Genomic DNA, 21792 nt, shown 5'->3' with positions numbered 1-21792 from the left:
GGAGGCTAGCGGAAACATGGTTAACCGCTTGTTAGCGTGGTGATCGCACCGATAGCCGGCAAAATCCAGTCGGAAACCTTGCGAAAGGGCAATCTGCACCACGTATCCCCGGTGTTCCCCCGATATCTGGCCCTGATGATCGGAAAATGCGGTGATACGATGGCAAGACAGTGCGGGTCGAAACCCGCAAAACTTCATGGTTACCAATTGCATATGTGCAATGGGCGGGACCTGCTGGATTCGCGGCGGGTGGTTACTCGGCGGCCAGTTCGGCCTGGTCGAGATTATATTCCTTGAGCTTGCGATAAAGCGTCGAGCGGCCGATTCCGAGCCGGCGGGCGACCTCGCTCATCTGACCGCCGTAATGGTCGATCGCGAAGGCGATTGCCTCGGCTTCGAGTTCGACCAGTGGACGGACGTTGCCGGTGCTGTCGAGAATGCGCAGCACGTCCGCCGGTTGCGTTGGTTCGCGCCAGACCGAATTCGCGCTGCCGGCGGGGCTGGACAGGGCGCTGTCCAGAGGAGGCGTGGAGGCGAGTGTTTCCCGGCCGCCGGTTCCTGAAAGCTCTTCGGGATCGATGCCGTGCACCTGGGCCTGTATCTGCGGGAAATCAGATACCTGGAGGGTCTTGCCGTCGCAAAGGACCATCGCCCTGAAAACGGCATTCTGAAGCTGCCTGATGTTCCCCGGCCAGTCGTGGGCCTGGAGCAGCGCCAGCGCTTCCGGCGATATCCCGCGCGCGCGAAAGCTGCGTTGCTCGCGCCTGTACATCTCGATGAAATGATGAACCAGTTGGGGAATGTCGGTATCGCGCTGGCGAAGAGCGGGCACCAGAATGGGAAAGACATTGAGGCGATAGAACAGGTCCTCGCGGAACCGCCCGGCCTTGATGGCTGCGATCAGGTCGCGATTGGTCGCCGAGATGAAACGGATATCGACCTTTCTGATCGTGCGCGATCCGACGGGTTCGATTTCACCTTCCTGGATGGCGCGCAGCAGCTTGACCTGCGCTTCCAGCGGGAGTTCGCCGATCTCGTCTAGGAACAAGGTGCCGCCATTGGCCTCGACGAATTTACCGGTGTGCTTTTCCGTCGCGCCGGTGAACGCACCCTTCTCGTGACCGAACAGGATGCTCTCGATCAGATTTTCCGGAATCGCGCCGCAATTGACGACGACGAAAGGCTTGTTCGAGCGGATGCTCTCTGCCTGGATCGCGCGGGCGATCAGTTCCTTGCCGGTACCGGAATCGCCCTCGATCAGGACGGGTATGTCGCTGGCCGCCGCCTTGCGCATCAGGGCGCGAACGCGATCCATTGCCTCGCTGCCGGCGATCATCCTGTGCCGGGCGGATGCGCCATTTTCGCCCGCGTCACGGGTCTGGCGCGTCTTGACCTTGATCGCGGCTTCGAGCGCGCTTTTCAGCCGTTCGGGCGAGACCGGCTTGACGAGGAAATCGAATGCGCCGGCCCGCATCGCGGAGATGACCACATCGATGCCGCCCTGCGCGGTCAGAACGATGACGGGGGTTTCAATGTCGCGCTCGCGCATCGCGCGCATGATGGTAAGGCCATCGATATCCGGCATGACGAGGTCGAGCAGGATGGCGTCGATTTGCGCGTCCGGATCGGTGATGGCGTCGAGGGCCTTTGCGCCGCCATCGACCACGCTGGACGAATAGCCGAGGCGTCCAACCGCAGCCTCGATCAGGCGGCGCTGGACGGGATCGTCATCGGCTATGAGGATATGCGCACTCATCGCTTGAATGGCTTCGTACCTTTAGTATGTTCCGGTAGCAGGCACCCGGATTTTCTCCTGTGCGCCAGGTTGGCACATATATCTCAAGGGCGGGCTAAGCCTGCCGGTCAAAGTTTAACGATCGCCGGGCATTTGCCGGCGGACATGCGGGGCAGATCCATGATTCATCATTCGACCTTTCTGCGGGAAGACATCGCGAGTCGATCACCCGCCGAGGGCGCGGCAGCGGCACAGTTCGGCGATCTGCCGGAATGGAACCTCGGCGATCTCTATCCCTCGATCGATGCGCCGGAACTGAAGGACGATCTGGAACGCGCCGCCGCCGAGGCGGTCGCGTTCTCCGATACATGGAAAGGCAAGCTGTCGCTCGCCGCCGGAAACGGATCGCTTGGCAAGGCAATCGCCGCATTCGAGCAGTTGGAAGAATTGCTCGGTCGGATCATGGCGTTTGCGAGCCTGACCTATGCCGGCGAGACGGCCAATCCGGCCAAGGCCAAGTTCTACGGCGACATGCAGCAGCAGCTCACCGACATCAGTTCGAACCTTCTGTTCTTCGCGCTGGAGCTGAACCGGATCGAGGACGAAGCGCTGGAGCGCACCCTTTCCGAGGACGATTTGCTGGCGCATTACCGGCCGTGGGTGGAGGATCTTCGCAAGGAAAAGCCCTATCAGCTTGAGGATCGCGTCGAGCAATTGTTCCATGAGAAGTCGCTGACGGGACGCGGCGCTTTCAACCGGCTCTTCGACGAGACGATGACGGCGCTTCGCTTCAATGTGGATGTTGAGGAGCTTGCGATCGAGTCGACGCTCAATCTCTTGCAGGATCATGACCGGGCGCGGCGCGAAAAGGGCTTCCGCGCCCTGACGGAGACCTTCGGCAAGAACCTGTCGACCTTCACGTTGATCACCAACACGCTCGCGAAGGACAAGGAGATTTCAGACCGCTGGCGCGGCTTCCAGGATATCGCCGACAGCCGGCACCTCGCCAATCGTGTCGAACGCGAGGTTGTCGATGCGCTGACGGAGGCAGTGCGCGATGCCTATCCGCGCATTTCACACCGCTACTACGCGATGAAGGCGAAATGGCTCGGGCTCGACGTGCTTGAAGCCTGGGACCGCAACGCGCCTCTGCCCGAAACGCCGCAGGCGACAATCGGCTGGGAAGACGCCCGAAACACCGTGCTTTCGGCCTATGGGGCGTTTTCGCCCGAGATGGCGGATATCGCGCGCCGCTTCTTCGACAAGTCGTGGATCGACGCGCCGGCGCGTCCGGGCAAGGCGCCGGGCGCCTTCGCGCACCCGACCGTGCCGTCCGCCCATCCCTATGTGCTGCTGAACTACATGGGCAAGCCGCGCGACGTGATGACGCTCGCCCATGAACTCGGGCATGGCGTGCATCAGGTGCTCGCCGGCGAACAGGGCGCGCTGATGGCGCAGACGCCACTGACGTTGGCGGAGACGGCATCGGTGTTCGGCGAGATGCTAACCTTCCGGTCCATGCTCGACAGCACCAGCGAAAAGCGTGAGCGCAAGGCAATGCTGGCGCAGAAAGCGGAAGACATGATCAACACGGTCATCCGCCAGATCGCCTTCTACCAGTTCGAGCGCAAGGTCCACACGGAACGGCGAAACGGCGAACTGACTTCCGACCAGATCGGAGAGTTGTGGATGAGCGTGCAAGGCGAGAGCCTCGGGCCGGCCATCCGTTTGCCGGCGGGCTACGAGACCTTCTGGACCTACATTCCGCATTTCATCCACTCGCCTTTCTATGTCTATGCCTATGCGTTCGGCGATTGCCTCGTGAACTCGCTCTACGCGGTCTACCAGGACGCCGAATCCGGCTTCCAGGCGAAGTATTTCGACATGCTTCGTGCCGGCGGCACCAAACACCATTCGGAGCTGCTGGCGCCTTTCGGGCTCGACGCATCGGACCCGGCTTTCTGGTCCAGGGGCCTGGCGGTCATCGAGGGCATCATCGACGAACTGGAAGCAACCGACGCGTGAGGCCGACAGGGTGACGAGGCCGGTCCATACGCCCTATGACGGTTCGGCAACGCCGTTCACGATCGGGCTGAAGCCGTTCGATGTGAACGACTGGATCGAGCCGGAAGATGACCTCGAAACCTATCTCGTCGAGAAGGAACGGCTTTTCGCAAGCGTTCCGGAACGTGTCTTCATGGCGCGTTCCGATACGGTCGCGGCGCAAGGCGAAGTGCTCGATGCACTCGTCCGCTACCTGCCGGATCGCTTTCCGGCCGCCTATCGCCATGAAGGCTCGGAACTGGTCATTGGCGACGGGCGCCGCCGCGTGCGCCTCGATCCCGACGATCCGGCGCCGCTGAGGACTGCATCTATGCTGGTGCCGGAAGATCTGGTGCTGATGCGCAAATTCGACGACGGATGGCGGCTCGTCGCGGCGTCGCTCTGTTTTCCCTCGTCATGGTCACTGGCGGAGAAATTCGACAGGCCGCTCCAGATTATCCACACCACCGTTCCGGCTTTCGGGCCGGGCACGCGCACGGCCGGACTGATCGAACGAATCTTCGACAGCCTCAAGGTCGAGTTGCCCGTCGAGCGGATGAACTGGTCGTTGCAGGAAAACGCCGATCTGTATCATCCGCGCTCGAAGAACCAGCGTGACGAGGCGACCGAGGGACAGGGCGGCTTCCTCGCCGGACAACCGGTCGAAACCGTCTATCTGAGGGTGGAACGCCAGACGCTGCGCAAGATGCCGGTCTCGGGCGACATCCTGTTCACGATCCGCATCCATCTCGACCCGCTGTCGGTTCTTCCGCGCCATCCCGGAGGACAGGATCTTGCTAGCGGGTTGGAGAAGCAGCTCGCGGCGCTGAATGCCAAGCAGCTTGCCTACAAGGGGCTCGCGGAAGGCCGCGAACGGCTCGTCGGGTGGCTACGCGAACAGGCGAGCGGGTAAAGAAAAGGCCGGCTCCGTGAGGGCCGGCCTCTTTCCGTTTCTGCGGGGACGATCACTCCGGCAGGATGCGAACCGCGCCCTTGTCGGCGGAAGCGGCAAAGGCGGCATAGGCCTTGAGCGCCGTCGTGACGTTGCGCTTGCGCGGTGCCGAAGGCTTCCAGCCGGTGGCGTCCTGCTCGCTGCGGCGCTTGTCCAGTTCGGCGTCCGAAACCGCGAGATTGATCGTGCGGTTGGGGATGTCGATCTCGATCGTGTCGCCTTCGCGCACCAGACCGATCGCGCCGCCATTCGCCGCTTCCGGCGAGGCGTGGCCGATGGAGAGACCGGACGTTCCGCCCGAGAAACGCCCGTCGGTGATCAGCGCGCAGGCCTTTCCGAGGCCCTTCGACTTCAGATAGCTTGTCGGATACAGCATCTCCTGCATACCGGGGCCACCCTTCGGGCCTTCATAGATGATGACCACGACATCGCCGGCCTTGATCTCGTTCGAGAGGATCGCCTTGACCGCCGCATCCTGGCTTTCGAAGACGCGGGCCGGACCGGTGAATTTCAGGATCGACTCATCGACGCCGGCCGTCTTCACGATACAGCCGTCGAGCGCGATGTTGCCTTTCAGGACGGCGAGGCCGCCATCCTTGGAGAACGGATGCTCGACCGAGCGGATGACGCCTTTCTCGCTGTCGGTATCCAGATCTTTCCAGCGCGCTTCCTGGCTGAAAGCGACCTGGGTCGGCACGCCGCCCGGCGCGGCGCTAAAGAAGGTGCGCACGTCTTCGCTATTGGTGCGTCTGATGTCCCAGCGGTCGAGTGCGTCGCCTATCGTTGCCGAATGGACGGTCGGGCAGTCGCGATTGATCAATTCGCCGCGGTCGAGTTCGCCGAGGATGCGCATGATGCCGCCCGCGCGGTGGACATCCTCCATGTGAACGTCGGCCTTGGCCGGCGCCACTTTGGAAAGGCACGGGACATTTCGCGACAGACGGTCGATATCGTCGAGCGTGAAGTCCACCTCGCCCTCATGGGCGGCGGCCAGGATGTGCAGCACCGTGTTGGTCGATCCGCCCATAGCGATATCGAGCGCCATGGCATTTTCGAAGGCCGCTTTTGAGGCGATATTGCGCGGCAGGACGCTGTCGTCCTCCTGCTCGTAGTAGCGGCGGGCGATATCCACGATCAGATGCCCGGCCTCGACGAAAAGCCGCTTGCGATCGGCATGCGTGGCAAGCGTCGAGCCGTTACCCGGAAGCGACAGGCCCAACGCCTCGGTGAGGCAGTTCATCGAGTTGGCGGTAAACATGCCCGAACACGACCCGCAGGTCGGACAGGCGGAGCGCTCGATGGCCTGGACCTCGTCGTCTGTCACCTTGTCGTCGGCGGCGGCGACCATGGCGTCGATTAGGTCGAGCGCCTTGGTCTTGCCATTCAAAACGACCTTGCCCGCTTCCATGGGGCCGCCGGAGACGAAAACGGCCGGGATGTTGAGGCGCATTGCCGCATTCAGCATGCCGGGCGTGATCTTGTCGCAGTTGGAGATGCAGACCATCGCGTCAGCGCAATGCGCATTGACCATGTATTCGACCGAGTCGGCGATGATCTCGCGGCTCGGCAGTGAATAGAGCATGCCGTCATGGCCCATGGCGATGCCGTCATCGACCGCGATCGTGTTGAATTCCTTGGCAACACCACCGGCCGCCTCGATTTCGCGGGCGACCAACTGGCCCATGTCCTTGAGGTGGACGTGGCCGGGCACGAACTGCGTGAAGGAGTTGACGACCGCAATGATCGGTTTGCCGAAGTCGCCGTCCTTCATGCCCGTGGCGCGCCACAGTCCGCGGGCGCCGGCCATGTTGCGGCCGTGGGTGGTTGTGCGTGAACGATAGGCGGGCATGTCGATATCCTGTTCCTGCGTTTGATTGTCGGGGGCAAATAGCGCGGATTTGCCGTTTCAGAAAGCCCTGCTGTTGGTATTCGCGGGGCGGAACCAAACCGGGCGACGGCCTTTTCCCTTTATTATGACAGTCTGGTGTGGTTTAGCGGCAGTCCATCAAGAGGCTTTGCAAGAGTTGGAGAATGGTTCGGATGGCGAGTGAAACCTGGCCCGTATACGGCGAAATCACGGGACCGGTCGTGATGATCGGCTTTGGCTCTATCGGGCGTGGCACGGTGCCGTTGATCGAACGGCATTTCTCCTATGATAAGGATCGCTTCACCGTCATCGAGCCGCGCGACATCGAAGCCGACCGCGCCCTGATGGAGCGGCACGGGTTGCGTCACGTTCAGGTGGCGCTCAACGAAGACAATTACAAGGAAGTTCTCGGGCCGCTTCTGACAGAAGGCGAAGGTCGTGGCTTCTGCGTCAACCTTTCCGTCGACACGTCGTCGCTCGACATCATGAAATACTGCCGCAAGCTGGGCGTTCTCTATATCGACACCGTCGTGGAGCCGTGGCTCGGCTTCTATTTCGACGAAAAGGCCGACAACTCCACGCGCACCAACTACGCCCTTCGCGAGACCGTTCGCCGGGAGAAGAAAAAGAACCCCGGCGGCACCACGGCCGTCTCCTGTTGCGGGGCCAATCCGGGCATGGTGTCCTGGTTCGTCAAGCAGGCGCTCGTCAATCTCGCCAAGGACAGCGGTCTGGAATTCACGGAGCCCAAGCCGGAGGACCGCGAAGGCTGGGCGAAGCTGATGAAAAAGGTCGGCGTGAAGGGTATCCACATCGCGGAGCGCGATACGCAACGCTCCAAGACACCGAAGGAACCGGACGTCTTCTCCAACACATGGTCGGTCGAAGGCTTCGTCGCGGAGGGCCTGCAGCCGGCCGAACTCGGCTGGGGCACGCACGAAACCTGGAAGCCGAAGAATGCCCGCAAACACAAGAAGGGCTGCAAGGCCGCGATCTGGCTCGACCAGCCGGGCGCCGCGACGCGCGTGCGCACCTGGTGCCCCACGCCAGGCCCGCAATACGGTTTTCTCGTCACGCATAACGAGGCGATTTCGATTTCGGATTTCTTCACGGCGCACAACCGGAAGGGCGAGGTCACGTTCAGGCCGACCTGTCATTACGCCTATCATCCCTGCAACAATGCGGTGCTGTCGCTGCACGAAATGTTCGGACAGGCCGGCAAGGCGCAATCGCGATTCGAGGTGATGGAGGAGGACCAGCTTGTCGATGGTATCGACGAGTTGGGCGTGCTTCTCTACGGCCACAATAAAAATGCCTACTGGTTCGGATCGCAGCTTTCGGTCGAGGAAACGCGGGAGATCGCGCCCTATCAGAACGCGACCGGCCTGCAGGTCACCTCGGCTGTGTTGGCCGGCATGGTGTGGGCGCTCGAAAACCCGGAAGCCGGCATCGTGGAAGCCGACGAAATGGACTACCGGCGGTGCCTTGAAGTGCAATTGCCCTATCTTGGCCCGGTGAAAGGCTATTACTCCGACTGGACGCCGCTATCCGACCGGCCGGGTTTCTTCCCGGAGGACATCGACACGTCTGATCCGTGGCAGTTCCGCAACATTCTTGTTCACTGACCGGCAGACACCGTGACGTCGTGATAGTTTTCGCGACTTCACGTATAGTAAAAATGCCGTATATTAAGACAACCGATTCCCAAGCGAGGTGCACAATGCTCTCCCGTCACATGATCAAGGCCGGTGCTTTCGGCGCCACTCTCATCGCGCTGACAACACTTGCAGGCTGCGTCATGGACGCACCGGGCGGTGGCGGGCGTTTTGCCATGCGCTCGGGTCCGGCCGAAGGAAACTGGGGCGATCCCGGCGGCAATATCGCCGCGACCTTCAGGAACGGCAGCTTCACGGCCGTGGCGACCGACACCGGCAACAAGTCGGCGCAGGGGAGCTACAACTACACCGGCTCCAATTCCCTTTCGCTCGATTATCTCGCGATCGTGCGGGGCGAGCGTATCCAGGCGAATTGCCTGCTGGTCGCGGGCAGCAGTTCAATGAACTGTACGGAAAACACCGGTCGCCAGTTCTCGCTGGTGCGGCGGGGCTGACCGGCCAACCGGCCGCCTTCCATTCACGGCTTCGGCGAATTGTCCCGCGGGCGCGGAATTCGCCTCAAAACGCCTTGCCAAGCGGTGCGCGCAGTGAAAACATTGCGGGCAACGGCCGGCTTCGTTCAATCGTTACATCGCGATGCAATGAGTCGGCCGCACGGCGCTGCAAGCCACCGCGCGCCTACCGACCAGGGAGTATGAAATGAACCGAATTCTGAAACTTGCCACGCTCAGCGTTTCCGCACTGGCGATCGGAACGGCCACGGCCAGCGCCGATTACGAGTTGAACATCATCCACATCAACGACCTGCACAGCCGCATCGAGTCCATCAACAAGTATGACTCGACCTGCTCGGCGGACGACGAGGCGGAAGGCGCATGCTTTGGCGGCGTTGCGCGACTGGTGACCGCCGCGGCCGCCGCGCGCGAACGTGTCGGCGACGGCAACCTGCTCTTCCTCAACGCAGGTGACAATTTCCAGGGCTCCCTTTTCTACACGACCTACAAGGGCGAGGTTGAGGCCGAGTTCCTGAACAAGATGGGCACCGACGTCATGACGATCGGCAACCACGAGTTCGATGACGGCGAAGAGGGCCTCGCGCCCTTCCTCGAGAAAATCGACTTTCCGGCGATATCGGCGAACGTCGTTGCCGACGGCGCATCCGCGCTTGCCGACAAGATCCCGGCCTATGTGATCATCGAGAAGGGTGGCGAGAAAATCGGTATTGTCGGTGCGGTTGCCAACGACACCGGCGAACTCTCCTCTCCCGGCGAGCATGTTCTGATCGCTGAGGATGTCGAGAAGATCACCGCCGCGGTCGAGGAACTGACCGGCGAGGGCGTCAACAAGGTTATCGCGCTGACCCATGTGGGCTATCCGCGCGATCTGGCGGCGATCGCGAAGATCCCGGGCGTGGACGTGGTTGTCGGCGGTCACACCAACACGTTCCTGTCGAACACGGCCGAAGGCGCCGCCGGACCGTACCCGACATGGGTCGACAATCCTGACGGCTACAAGGTGCCGGTCGTGCAGGCCTATGCCTACTCGAAGTATCTCGGCGACCTGAAGGTCGTGTTCTCCGATGAAGGCGTCGTGACGGAAGCGACCGGCGAGCCCATCGTGATGGATGCATCCGTGACGCCCGACCAGGAATCGCTGGACCGTATCGCCGAACTGGCTGCGCCGATCGAGGAACTGAAAGGGAAGGTCATCGGCGATTCGGCGGACGCAATCGAGGGCAACCGCGATGTTTGCCGCGCCATGGAATGCTCCATGGGCAACCTCGTTGCCGATGCGATGCTCGATCGGGTGAAGGATCAGGGCGTCCAGATCGCGATCCAGAACGGCGGAGGGCTGCGCGCCTCCATCGACGCCGGCGAGGTGACGATGGGCGAAGTTCTTACCGTTCTTCCGTTCCAGAACACCCTGGCGACTTTCCAGCTCAAGGGTTCGGACGTCCTGGTCGCGCTGGAGAACGGCGTCAGTCAGGTCGAGGATGGTGGCGGACGTTTCCCGCAGGTTGCCGGGTTGAAGTTCACGTTCGACACCTCCAAGGAACCGGGTTCGCGTATCTCCGATGTGATGGTTGCGGATGCGAGCGGCGCGTTTGCACCAATCGATGCGGAAGCGACCTACGGGGTTGTGTCCAACAATTTCATGCGTTCCGGCGGCGACGGTTACTCGGTGTTCGCGGATAGCGGCATGAATGCCTATGACTACGGTCCGGGTCTCGAAACCGTGGTCGCGGACTATGTCGCCGCCAACAGCCCGTATGAGCCCTACACGGATGGTCGTATCACCGTCGCCGAGGCGATGGCGGATGAGGCAGCCATGGAAGAAGAGCCGGCAATGGAAGAAGCGGCCGCGGAACCGGCTGCGGAAGAAGCCGCGACCGAGGAAGCCATGGCCGAGGAGCCGGCGGCCGACGTGAATGTCGAAGTGCCGGAAACCTCACTTGGCGCAGGCGCGCTTTCGACCGAACCGCCGATGGTTGAGTCCGAAGAGGTGGCCGAAACCGAAGAGATGGCTGAAACAGAGGAGATGGCGGAGACCGAGGAGATGTCCGAGGGCGAGGCCATGATGGAAGAAACCAAGCACACGATCGTGCGTGGCGACAATTTCTGGGATCTCGCCCGGAAATATTACGGCGACGCGACGATGTGGACCAAGATCGCCGAGGCCAATCCCGATATGGACTCCTCCGATCTCGATATCGGTGCCGAACTGGTCATCCCGAAATAAGCTCTGCTTTCTTCGCAAATTCGAAGGCGCGGGAAATTCCCGCGCCTTTTTCGTTTGAAGCGCGGATTGACGCATGTCCCGGCATTGAATTTGCGCGGGTCGCGGCTAAGTTCCGGCCAAAGGAAAGCGGCCATGAACATGAAAACGACAATCGACCGTGACGAAGCGAGGGCCGTCGGGCCGCTGCCGGCAGATCATCCGCCCGTGAAAATCCAGAAGGTCGGCGTCCTGCTCGTCAATCTTGGCACACCGGACGCTACGGACTACGCCTCCATGCGGCGGTATCTGAAGGAATTCCTGACAGACAAACGCGTGATCGAGTGGCCAAAGGCGCTGTGGTATCCGATCCTGTTCGGTATCGTGCTCAATACGAGGCCGGGCAAGGTCGGCAAGGCCTATGAACAGATCTGGAACAAGGATCTCGACGAGAGCTACTTGCGCACCTATACGCGCTCGCAGGCGGAGAAGCTTGGCGCGGCTCTGTCAGGCCATCGGGAAATCGTGACGGACTGGGCGATGCGCTACGGCAATCCGTCGATCGATTCCCGCATGACCGCGCTGCGCGATGCGGGTTGCGACCGCATCCTCGTCTTTCCGCTCTATCCGCAATATTCCGCCGCGACGACAGCGACGGTGAACGACAAGACGTTCGAATCGTTGATGGCGACGCGCTTCATGCCGGCCATTCGCACCGTGCCGGCCTATCACGACGAGCCGGTCTATATCGAGGCGCTGGCCCGATCGATCGAAGCGCATTTTGAGACGCTCGATTTCGTGCCCGAGAAGGTGATCGCCTCCTATCACGGCATTCCCCAAAGCTATTTCAAACGCGGCGATCCGTATCACTGCCACTGCCAGAAAACCTCGCGCCTGCTCGAAAAGCGGCTTGGCTGGGAAAAAGGCCGCTTGCTGACCTGTTTCCAGTCGCGTTTCGGGCCGGAGGAGTGGCTGCAGCCTTACACCGACAAGACCATCGAGAAACTCGCCCAGGAAGGCGTGAAATCGCTTGCCGTATTCAATCCGGGTTTCGTTTCCGACTGCCTGGAGACGCTGGAGGAAATCGCGGGCGAGGGCGGCGAGATCTTCCACGAGAATGGCGGCAAGAACTTCACCCATATCCCTTGCCTCAACGATTCCGATGACGGCATGGCCGTGATCGAGGCACTGGTTCGTCGCGAATTGCAGGGGTGGATCTAGGCGCGCCCGACAGGATCGGATTCCGTTGCCTTTGTAAGGGCTGATTTACATCCCCATATTACAAGGGCTCGGGGTTAATGCCATTTGCGGCGTCTGGAGGGCTCTATGTTCGGTCTCGATATTGCCATCGCGGTTTTCGCCGCGCTTGTCGTCATCATCCTTTTCGCGGCGATCAAGACCGTACCGCAGGGATTTGCCTACACGGTGGAGCGTTTCGGACGCTACACGCGCACACTTGAGCCCGGGCTCAATATTATCGTGCCATTCTTCGATCGCATCGGCTCGAAGATGAACATGATGGAGCAGGTGCTGGACGTACCGACGCAGGTCGTGATCACCCGCGACAATGCTTCCGTGGAGGCGGACGGTGTCTGCTTCTACCAGGTGCTGAACGCGCCGAAGGCGGCTTATCAGGTTTCGGGGTTGGAAAACGCCATCCTCAACCTGACAATGACCAATATCCGTTCGGTGATGGGTTCGATGGATCTGGACGAGTTGCTCTCGAACCGCGATGCGATCAACACGAAGCTGCTGCATGTCGTCGACGAAGCGGCGAGCCCGTGGGGTATCAAGATCACCCGTATAGAGATCAAGGATATCAATCCGCCGGCCGACCTCATCGCGTCGATGGGCCGGCAGATGAAGGCGGAGCGCGACAAGCGCGCCGAGATTCTGGAGGCCGAAGGCGCACGGCAGGCGCAGATCCTGCGTGCGGAGGGCATGAAACAGTCCGCTATCCTGAAGGCCGAGGGCGAGCGCGAAGCTGCCTATCGCGAGGCGGAGGCCCGCGAACGCCTTGCCGAAGCGGAAGCGAATGCGACCCGGTCGGTGTCAGAAGCGATTGCGGGCGGTTCGACCCAGGCGATCAACTACTTCGTCGCCCAGAAATACACCGAGGCGCTGCAGACAATCGGCTCGGCGCCGAACCAGAAGATCGTCATGTTGCCGATGGAAGCGGCCTCGCTGATCGGTTCGCTTGGCGGAATCGGGGCGATCGCCAAGGAAGTTTTCGGCGACAGAGCGCTTGAGGAAGCACGCGGGCGTGCCGCGCCGCCGACGGTTCCGCCGGTTCCCGGCCGGCAGTGACGGGCGGACGCCAAGATGATCCTCGAAACAATACGGGAATTCGGCGGCTGGAGCTGGGTCATTCTCGGTTTTGTCCTGCTCGGGCTCGAGATTCTTGCGCCTGGCATTTTCTTTCTATGGCTTGGCGCGGCGGCGCTGGTAATCGGCGCGATCTCGCTAATGGTCTGGGGATTGGGCGCGGAACTCTGGGTCTGGCAGGTGCAGGTGCTCGGCTTCCTGATCCTGTCGCTCGTGCTCGCCTATGCGGGTCGGTCGTGGATATCGCGCAATGAGGTCGAGAGTGATGAGCCGACGCTGAACGACCGGGTCGCGCAATTGGTCGGCCAAATCGCCACACTGGAACAGCCGATCGTCAACGGCGTCGGCCGCGTTCGCTTGGGCGACACGCTCTGGCGGGTCAGTGGCGAGGACATGCCGGCAGGGACGAGGGTGCGCATTCGTGGCGGCGATTCCGATCGCCTGGACGTCGAAAGCGTCTAGGCGACCGAGAGCTGGCGAGCAACATCGGCATAGTCGACCGGCTTTGACAGAATCGCAAAGGGGCCGGGCGCGTGGCCGATGATCTCCCCGCGGCTACGGCCTGTCACGAAAGCGTAGGGAATATGCGACCCGTACACCTGTTCGGCGATGCAGAGGCTCGTCTCGTCGCCGAGATCGTAATCGAGAATCGCAGCGCGGATCTCGTGAGCTTTCAACAAGTCCATCGCGGTATCCGTATTGTAGGCGAGCAGGCACGCGAAACCCGCGATGGTCAGCGTATCTTCGGCGTCGAGCGCGATCAGGGGATCGTCCTCGACAAGCAATACCGGCAGTTTTTCGCGTGTGTTGGTCATGACAGGCTAATGACCGAGATACAGTTTGGTTGCCAGTGACGTGTCCCAAACCCGGAAATCCGGCCAAATCCGCGCGGTTTGGTAAACGCGCCGTTAAGCATGCCGCGGACGCGCAGAAACGTAGCCCGTCAGGCGACACCAATGCGCAGGAGGTCGTGGAAATGCACGACGCCGACCGGCTTTGCCCCTTCGACCACGATCAGCGCCGAAATGTTGTGGCGATTGAGCAGTTCCATGGCGGTCGCCGCCAGGGTCTGTTCCGTTACGGTCTTCGGCGAAGGCGTCATGATGTCATCAACCGTATGACCGGTCAGGTCGCGTTCGATATTGCGGGCCAGGTCGCCGTCGGTGAAGATGCCGACAAGGTTGCCGGACCCGTCGGTGATGCCGACGCAGCCGACGCGCTTCTCGGCGAGTACATGAACAGCCTGCGCCATGGGCGTTCCCAGCGGAACGAGCGGTACTTTGCTACCGACATGCATGATCTCGCCGACATGGGTCAGGTTCGCGCCGAGCTTGCCGCCCGGGTGAAAGGTGTGGAAATCCGTCGCGCTGAAGCCGCGGCTTTCGAGCAGCGCGACCGAGATCGCGTCGCCCAGCGCGAGTTGCATCAGGGTCGAGGTGGTCGGGGCAAGCCCGTGCGGGCAGGCCTCGTCCGATTTCGGCAGAATGAGAACGATGTCCGCCTCGCGCGCCAGCGTCGAGTTTTCGCCGGACGTCATCGCGATAAGGGGAATTTCGAAGCGGCGCGAATAGCGCAATATGCCACTCAGTTCCTGTGTTTCTCCCGACCATGACATGGCGATGATCGCGTCGTCGCGTGCGATCATGCCAAGGTCGCCATGATTGGCCTCGGCGGGATGCACGAAAAAGGCGGGCGTGCCCGTCGAGGCAAGCGTCGCTGCCATTTTCGAGCCGATATGACCGCTCTTGCCGACGCCGGTCACGATGACGCGGCCCTTGATGCCGTTGATTTTTTCGATGGCAGCCAAGAATGATTCGCCGAGCCCGTTTCCAATGGCATCGGCCAGTGCGGACAGGCCCTTTTGCTGAAAGGCCAGTGTCTTCAGGGCGGAAGCGATCGGCTTTTCGACGGGTTCCAACAAATGCGCTTTGCTGCTCATTGCCGTTCGCTACTCCACCGCCGGGATTTTGTCCATGAGGGATGCGCCGGGCCTGGGCAAACGGGCCCGTAATCCGGTGGAAACGCTTCTCGTTCCTAAGGTTTCGTTAACCACCGACGTTTAGGTTTCGGTAAGGAAAACGAGGTGATTGGCCGTGCCGACGGTCCTGTTCGAAAAAGACTGTGGCCGGACGTTCGTTCCGGAGCGATTCGCTCTGTTGCTCGCAACAGGCGGGTTGGGGCTTTGCCTGTGCGCGCCGGTCTTTGCGCAAGACCTTGGAGGCCTGCGCGGCGTGTCCGGAGACGACACGGCGCAGGACGTTGCGGACCCGAAAGCCGAAATCATTCTGCCTGACGACGATGCCGTCTTTACGCCGACGCGGGCATTGCCAGTGCCGGCCGTGGGTCCCTTGCAGACCGGAAGCGTCGGGGAAGAAGGGAATCCCTACGCGGCGCTCGGTACCCCGCTCGGAAGTTTCGTCTTGCGCTCGACCCTCGATCTTGGCCTCAACGGCAAACGCGAGTCGGGCTCGAACACCTTATCCGGCGAGGGATCGCTTCAACTCGACCTCGAGTCCGACTGGTCTCGGCATGCGTTGGACATTTCCGCCTTCGGACGGCTGCAGCGCGGGTTGAGCGGGGACGATACGCTCGAACCCGAGGGCACGATCAACGCGACCGGACGGCTGGATATCGGTGCCTCGACGACACTGACCGGTAGGTTGGGCTACAGCTACGCGCTGGACGACCCGCAATCGGCCGCTTTCATCGCGGCCACCGATCCTGGGCTCATTCCGGTCGTGACCGGGGTCAACGATCCGCCGACGCAGACATTTTCCGGTTCGCTCGCGTTACGCCAGGAAGTCGGAAGGCTCTATGGCGAAGGCGAACTCTCCGTCGAACACAGCATGTATGGCGACGCGGAGTTGAGCGACGCGACGGTCATCCCGCAGTCGGATCTGGACAATACGATGATCGACGGCCGGCTGCGCGCCGGCATCGAGGCGTCCGCTGTTTTCTCGCCCTTCATTGAGGCGACTTATGGTGTGCGGCGGATGCGCGAGACGCCGGATAGCGGCGGGCTCGATCGCAATTCCGTTCGCTATGGGTTGCGGCTCGGCACGGGGATCGATCTTGGCGAGAAGCTGAACGGCGAGATTTCGGCCGGCTATTTGCGCGAGGACATCGCCGATTCCGCTCTCGCGGATATCGCCGGCGTGTCCGTCGACGCGACCTTCAACTGGTCGCCTCGCCGGGAGACGGATGTAACACTCGACCTTTCGACTTCGACGGAAACCAGCGGCGGCACCTCCGAAAGCGGAGCATTGCTCTACGCGGCGAATCTCGGGGTAACCCACCGTGTACGGGCCAATCTGACGGCGGAAGCCGGCTTCGGCGCGGAGTATCGCGACGCCGATGGCAGCGCCGACGAGGTCACTCTGAACGCGGACGCCGCGTTGACATTCTGGTTCAATCGCTTCGCTGGCCTGAGGACACGGGTCGGGCACGAAGAGACGCTGAGTTCCGACCCGGCCCAACGTGGCCGGACGACAAGTGCTTATGTCGGGCTGCGATTGCAGCGCTGACGAGCGTGCCGAAATTATGCCATCGAATCGGGCGATACTTGCTCAACAGCAAGGTGACCCGGACGCCGGCGCGGCACGGATTGAAACATCAACCTTGAAAGGAGTGACAGTCATGCCTCTCGTCCCCGGTATCCGGCACGCTGGGATCGTTGTCGCCGCTGCGGCACTTCTCGCACCTTTTACCGCATCTGCTTTCGCGGATGCCGGCTTCCAGCGATGGATCGGCGATTTTCGCGGAACGGCGATCGCCCGCGGTATTTCACCTTCCGTCTATGACCGCGCTTTTGCGGGGATCACCGACCCGGACCCCGCGGTTCTCGAAAAGGCGCGGTTCCAACCCGAATTTCGCGACGAAGCCTGGCAGTATATCGACGGGCGCGTACACGAGCGTTCCGTCGCGACCGGGCGCCAGATGCTGCGCAAATATGGTCGCCTGCTCAATTCGATCGAGCGGAGCACCGGCGTCGACAAGCATATCGTGCTGGCGATCTGGTCGATGGAATCCGATTACGGCGAATTCCTCAAACGCCGTGACCGGCTCCATTACGTGCCGCAGGCGCTCGCGACACTGGCCTATGCCGACCGCCGGCGCGCGAAATATGCGCGCGGACAATTGATCGGCGCTCTCAAGATCCTGCAGAGCGGCGATGTTTCGCGCGACGGGCTGATGGGTTCGTGGGCCGGCGCCATGGGACATACCCAGTTCATCCCGACCAGCTATATCGCCTATGCCGTCGACGGCGACCGCGACGGGCGCCGCGATATCTGGAACTCGGTTCCCGACGCCCTGTGGACGGCCGCCAATCTCTTGCGCCGCAATGGCTGGCAGAAAGGCGAGACCTGGGGCTACGAGGTGACCCTGCCGCCGGGCCGGAAATTTCCCGGCGGGTCGATGTCGCTGTCCAAATGGGCGTCCATCGGCGTTACGCGCGCCAACGGGAAGCCGTTTCCACGTCCGGGGCAATCGGCGGAGTTGAAGGTCCTGCAGGGGCGCGACGGTCCGGCCTTCCTTATGGTGAAGAACTTCTTCGTCATCAAGCGCTACAACAATGCCGACAAATATGCGCTCGCCGTGGGCATGCTCGCCGACCAGATCGCCGGCTTCCCCGGACCGCGCAAGGATTGGAAACGACCTTTCACCCGGCTCAGCATCTCCGAAAGCGAGGAATTGCAGAAGCGGTTGAAGAGCGCCGGGTTCTATGGTGGCGAGATCGACGGAAAGATCGGACCGGAATCGCGCAGTGCGATCCTGTCGTTCCAGGAGCGGTACGGCCTGGAGCGGGATGGCTATGCGTCGATGGAGTTGCTAAAAGTGCTGCGAAAATGAAGACGCCGCCGCGCATGATGCGCCAGGGATTTTGACCGTGATGTTCAAGCGTATTCTCGTTCGGCCGTTTCTCACGCTTTTCCTGGCGATGGCGGTTCTTTCGACTGGCGCGACCGGTCTTCCGGGCCCGCTCCTTGGGGTGAGCGCGGCTCTCGCCCAGTCGAACGAGGACAAGCTTGTCCGTCCGCGCTCGCTGATCGACCTCCTCTTTCGTCGCAACACGGAATCGCGACAGATCCAGGAAGTTCCCAAGCGCGAGGTTAAGCGCGCCCGGGTGGCGCCGCGAGAACCGCAGCGCGCTGCCGCTCCGGCGCCGGAGCCCGCGCCCGAAAAACTCGAAAACGCGCTCGTCATCCTCGTCGTCGGCGATTTCACGGCGTCCGGTCTCGCGCAGGGGCTGCGTGAAGCCTTCAAGGATGCGCAATCGATCGTCATCGAATCACGCGCCAGCGGTTCGTCGGGATTCGTGCGTGACGACTATTACGATTGGCCGGGCACGATCGAAGGGATCATCGCGGAGGTCAAACCGGCGCTGGTGGTGACCATGATCGGTTCCAACGACCGGCAGGCCATGCGCGTGGACGGGCGCACCGAAAAGGTGCGCAGCGAAGCCTGGGAACGCGAATACAAGGCTCGTATCGAGCGTTTCGCGGGTATCGTGCAGAAGAGCAATACGCCCCTGATCTGGGTTGGCGGTCCGCCCTACCGGTTCAAGAGCATGTCCACCGACATTCTGGCCTTCAACGAATTCTACCGGACGGCAGCCGAGGCGGTCGGGGGGTCATTCGTCGATATTTGGGACGGTTTCGTCGATCAGGACGGCGCGTTCGTCCTGAGCGGCTCCGACATCAACGGCCAGACAGTCCGCCTGCGGAATTCCGACGGCATCAACTTCACCAATGCCGGCAAGCGCAAGCTCGCTTTCTATGTCGAGCGGCAGATCAAGGCGATGTTCGGAGATGCCGCATCGTCGTTACTCACCGTGCTTGCGCCGGAGAGCTATTCGACCTTGCGGCTTCCGCCGCTGCAGGTCGAGGACGAGGTCGTGCGCATGGACCCGATTCCCATCGCGGATCCGGAACTCGATGGCGGCGCGGAACTGCTTGGCGATATCCACTCCGTGGCGGAGCGCCGGCCGGAAAATCCGCTTCAAGCCAAATCGCCGCGCAATCGTCTTGTCGAAGACGGTGTTCCGCCGGCCGCCAAGCCGGGGCGCGCGAACGATTTCGCCTGGCCGCCCGCCTGAGCGCGGACGTCAATCGTGTTTGGGCGCGGTCTCGGCGAAGCGGGCTTTCTTTTCCGGCGTCGCTTCCGTCTGGTATCGGTCGCGCCACTCTGAATAGGGCATGCCATAGATGATCTCGCGCGATTCGTCCTTGGACAGTTCCCGGCCGTCCGCTTCGGCCGCGTCGCGGTACCAGTTGGAAAGGCAGTTGCGGCAAAAGCCCGCCAAGTTCATCAGGTCGATGTTCTGCACATCGGTGCGCTCGCGCAGATGTTCGACCAACCGCCGGAACGCGGCGGCCTCGAGTTCGGTGCGCTTGTTTTCCGGAATGTCGGTCATGATGCGTTCTCCGGTTGAGGTCGATAAGGTCCATATCGTCGGCGATCGGACGCATTCAAGACCGGTGAACACCGCCAATATCGCGAAAACAACGCTGTGTTCCAGCTTTGCATTGACATAAAGTGTTGCCATGCGACAAACCACGACAGGAATTCCGATTTGTTTCGCGTCATACCAACGTCATCAGAAATGCCGATAAGCCGTTCCTATAAATCGATTTATGTGCGACTTTTCTGGCTGGTTTTGATGTCGGTCGGGGTGGCAATTGCAAAGCCGGGAACGGCGCAGGCCGATTTTCGCGTGTGCAATGCAACACAGGATCTCGTCGGCGTCTCGATCGGTTACCGAGCCCGGGCGGGTTGGATTACGGAAGGGTGGTGGGCCATCGAAGGTTCGACCTGCAAGACGCTGATCGAGGGACCGCTGGAGTCGCGGTATTACTACCTCTACGCCGAGGACGGCGTGCGCGGCGGTCGCTGGGACGGGCCTGTGAGCATGTGCATCGCCGAACTCCAATTCAAGATAACCGGCGTCAATGACTGCTATGCGCGCGGTTTCCAGAAAGCCGGCTTCCGCGAATACGATACCGGAAACCAGACGAACTGGATGGTCCAACTCGTGGACGATCCCGAATCCGAGGCGACCTCCGCCTCAGAACAGCCCTTCATCACACAAGGAGACGGCCAGTGAGACGCGGTCGCAAAGTCAAGATTCTCGCGACGCTTGGCCCTTCGTCCTCGACAGAGGAAATGATCTCGAAACTGCACAATGCCGGAGCCGACGTGTTCCGCATCAATATGAGCCATTCCAGCCATGACATGATGCGTGACCTCGTGAAGCGGATTCGCGCCGTTGAGAAGCAGGTCGGGCGTCCGATCGGCATCCTCGCGGACCTTCAGGGTCCCAAACTGCGCGTCGGGACATTTGCCGACACGACGGTCGAACTCAAGCCGGGGCAGACCTTCACCTTCGACGACAATGACGCGCCGGGCGATGCCACCCGGGTCAAGCTTCCCCATCCCGAAATCCTCGAAGCCGTGCAGCCGGGCCATCGCCTACTGGTCGATGACGGGCGGCTGGAACTCATCGCCGAAAAGTCAGACGGCAAGTCGATTACTGCGAAGGTCGTCTCCGGCACGAAGATTTCGAGCAAGAAGGGCGTCAGCCTTCCCGACACCACGCTGGGCGTCGGGGCGCTGACCGAAAAAGACCGCGCCGATCTCGACGCGGTTCTCAAGGAAGAGATCGACTGGGTGGCTCTGTCCTTCATCCAGAGGCCGGACGATCTTGCGGAAGCGCGCAAGATCGCGCGCGGGCGCGTCGGCCTGTTGTCGAAGATCGAGAAGCCGCAGGCCGTCGAGCGCCTCGACGAGATCATCGAGCTTTCCGATGCGATCATGGTGGCGCGCGGCGATCTCGGTGTGGAGATGCCGCTGGAAGCCGTGCCGGGCATCCAGAAGCAGATCACGCGCGCCGCGCGCAAGGCCGGCAAGCCGGTCGTGGTCGCGACACAGATGCTGGAATCGATGATCTCGGCGCCTGTGCCCACCCGCGCCGAGGTTTCCGATGTGGCGACGGCGGTTTACGAAGGCGCGGACGCTGTCATGCTGTCGGCGGAATCGGCGGCGGGCGACTATCCCGAGGAGGCCGTCGCGACGATGTCGCGCATCGCCGAGAAGGTCGAACGCGATACGCTGTTCCAGGGGATCATGAACGCGCAGCGCCCGGAGGCGGAAGCGACGGGGTCGGATGCGATTTCCGCGGCAGCCCGGCAGATCGCGCATACGCTCAATCTCTCGGCGATCGTTTGCTACACGTCATCGGGAACCACCGGTCTACGCGCCTCGCGCGAACGGCCCGATACGCCGGTAATCGCGCTCTCGCCGGTCATCGAGACGGCTCGTCGCCTTGCGCTGGTCTGGGGCCTGCACTGCGTGGTGACAGACGATGCGATCGATCTCGACGACATGGTCGATCGCGCCTCCCGCATCGCGTTTCGGGAGGAGTTCGCGAAACCTGGCGACCGGATCATCATCACGGCCGGCGTGCCGCTGCGCACGCCCGGTGCCACCAACATGCTGCGGATCGCCTATATCGGCTCCGACGGCCTGTCCGGAATCTGAC

The 21792-nt window shown here is 61.8% G+C and carries 18 protein-coding genes; 13 read left to right on the top strand and 5 right to left on the bottom strand.

What is annotated here, in order from left to right:
• Positions 1–253: 253 nt before the first annotated feature.
• A complete protein-coding gene (locus LC343_RS05430) occupies positions 254–1756 on the bottom strand; it encodes a sigma-54-dependent transcriptional regulator (protein WP_223476058.1) in 1503 nt (500 codons plus the stop codon).
• Positions 1757–1915: 159 nt separating this feature from the next.
• Between LC343_RS05430 and LC343_RS05425 the strand changes: the two genes are divergently transcribed.
• A complete protein-coding gene (locus tag LC343_RS05425; protein ID WP_223476057.1) occupies positions 1916–3760 on the top strand; it encodes a M3 family oligoendopeptidase in 1845 nt (614 codons plus the stop codon).
• A 10-nt stretch (positions 3761–3770) separates the two neighbouring features.
• Entirely contained in the window at positions 3771–4691 is a 921-nt protein-coding gene (locus tag LC343_RS05420; protein WP_223476056.1) for a heme-dependent oxidative N-demethylase family protein, read from the top strand.
• 52 nt (positions 4692–4743) lie between these two features.
• Here LC343_RS05420 and ilvD read toward each other — a convergent pair whose 3' ends face one another.
• Positions 4744–6579 carry a dihydroxy-acid dehydratase gene (ilvD, locus tag LC343_RS05415; RefSeq protein ID WP_223476055.1) on the bottom strand — a complete coding sequence of 612 codons (1836 nt, stop codon included), beginning with the start codon at positions 6577–6579 and terminating at the stop codon, positions 4744–4746.
• Between the two features lie 191 nt (positions 6580–6770).
• On the opposite strand from ilvD, the gene LC343_RS05410 reads away from it, so the two are divergent.
• The 6 genes from LC343_RS05410 to LC343_RS05385 all read left to right on the top strand — a co-directional run bounded on the left by LC343_RS05410 (position 6771) and on the right by LC343_RS05385 (position 13715).
• Positions 6771–8222, top strand: a complete 1452-nt coding sequence (locus LC343_RS05410; protein WP_223476054.1) for a homospermidine synthase — start codon at positions 6771–6773, stop codon at positions 8220–8222.
• A 95-nt stretch (positions 8223–8317) separates the two neighbouring features.
• Entirely contained in the window at positions 8318–8707 is a 390-nt protein-coding gene (locus LC343_RS05405) for an Omp10 family outer membrane lipoprotein (RefSeq protein ID WP_223476053.1), read from the top strand.
• Between the two features lie 205 nt (positions 8708–8912).
• A complete protein-coding gene (locus tag LC343_RS05400) occupies positions 8913–10952 on the top strand; it encodes a 5'-nucleotidase C-terminal domain-containing protein (RefSeq protein ID WP_223476052.1) in 2040 nt (679 codons plus the stop codon).
• 132 nt (positions 10953–11084) lie between these two features.
• Entirely contained in the window at positions 11085–12149 is a 1065-nt protein-coding gene (gene hemH / locus LC343_RS05395) for a ferrochelatase (RefSeq protein WP_223476051.1), read from the top strand.
• A gap of 105 nt (positions 12150–12254) precedes the next feature.
• Positions 12255–13235 carry an SPFH domain-containing protein gene (locus LC343_RS05390; protein ID WP_223476050.1) on the top strand — a complete coding sequence of 327 codons (981 nt, stop codon included), beginning with the start codon at positions 12255–12257 and terminating at the stop codon, positions 13233–13235.
• 15 nt (positions 13236–13250) lie between these two features.
• Positions 13251–13715 (top strand): NfeD family protein, encoded by a 465-nt coding sequence (locus LC343_RS05385; RefSeq protein WP_223476049.1) that lies wholly within the window; start codon positions 13251–13253, stop codon positions 13713–13715.
• Here LC343_RS05385 and LC343_RS05380 read toward each other — a convergent pair.
• Positions 13712–14068, bottom strand: a complete 357-nt coding sequence (locus LC343_RS05380; RefSeq protein WP_223476048.1) for a response regulator — start codon at positions 14066–14068, stop codon at positions 13712–13714. The genes LC343_RS05385 and LC343_RS05380 overlap by 4 nt on opposite strands.
• A gap of 128 nt (positions 14069–14196) precedes the next feature.
• Positions 14197–15192: a KpsF/GutQ family sugar-phosphate isomerase gene (locus LC343_RS05375; protein WP_223476047.1), complete on the bottom strand. Its 996-nt coding sequence runs from the start codon at positions 15190–15192 to the stop codon at positions 14197–14199.
• Positions 15193–15346: 154 nt separating this feature from the next.
• Here LC343_RS05375 and LC343_RS05370 point away from each other — a divergent pair, with 154 nt between their 5' ends.
• The 3 genes from LC343_RS05370 (at position 15347) to LC343_RS05360 (ending at position 19350) form a co-directional block, all read left to right on the top strand.
• Positions 15347–16777, top strand: coding sequence for an outer membrane beta-barrel protein (locus LC343_RS05370; protein WP_223476121.1), 1431 nt, complete (start codon positions 15347–15349; stop codon positions 16775–16777).
• 112 nt (positions 16778–16889) lie between these two features.
• Positions 16890–18104: a lytic murein transglycosylase gene (locus LC343_RS05365; RefSeq protein ID WP_223476046.1), complete on the top strand. Its 1215-nt coding sequence runs from the start codon at positions 16890–16892 to the stop codon at positions 18102–18104.
• Between the two features lie 40 nt (positions 18105–18144).
• Positions 18145–19350, top strand: a complete 1206-nt coding sequence (locus tag LC343_RS05360; protein WP_223476045.1) for an SGNH/GDSL hydrolase family protein — start codon at positions 18145–18147, stop codon at positions 19348–19350.
• 9 nt (positions 19351–19359) lie between these two features.
• Here the strand turns inward: LC343_RS05360 and LC343_RS05355 are convergent, their stop codons facing one another.
• The gene (locus LC343_RS05355) at positions 19360–19668 is read right to left on the bottom strand and encodes a DUF1244 domain-containing protein (RefSeq protein ID WP_223476044.1); all 309 of its coding nucleotides are present in this window, start codon (positions 19666–19668) and stop codon (positions 19360–19362) included.
• A 246-nt stretch (positions 19669–19914) separates the two neighbouring features.
• Between LC343_RS05355 and LC343_RS05350 the strand changes: the two genes are divergently transcribed.
• Together LC343_RS05350 and pyk are read left to right on the top strand one after the other, a co-directional pair.
• On the top strand, positions 19915–20358 hold the full coding sequence (locus LC343_RS05350; RefSeq protein ID WP_223476043.1) for a DUF1036 domain-containing protein: 444 nt from the start codon (positions 19915–19917) through the stop codon (positions 20356–20358).
• Complete coding sequence (gene pyk, locus LC343_RS05345; RefSeq protein WP_223476042.1) at positions 20355–21791, top strand: pyruvate kinase; 1437 nt, start codon at positions 20355–20357, stop codon at positions 21789–21791. Before LC343_RS05350 ends, pyk begins: the two co-directional genes overlap by 4 nt.
• The last annotated feature ends 1 nt before the right edge of the window (position 21792 follow it).

Origin of the sequence: Oricola indica, from assembly GCF_019966595.1 — a bacterium.
GTDB classification, from domain to species: Bacteria; Pseudomonadota; Alphaproteobacteria; order Rhizobiales; family Rhizobiaceae; genus Oricola; species Oricola indica.
The sequence above is the reverse complement of the archived record's forward strand: the minus strand, read 5'-3'. Positions and strand labels throughout refer to the sequence as shown.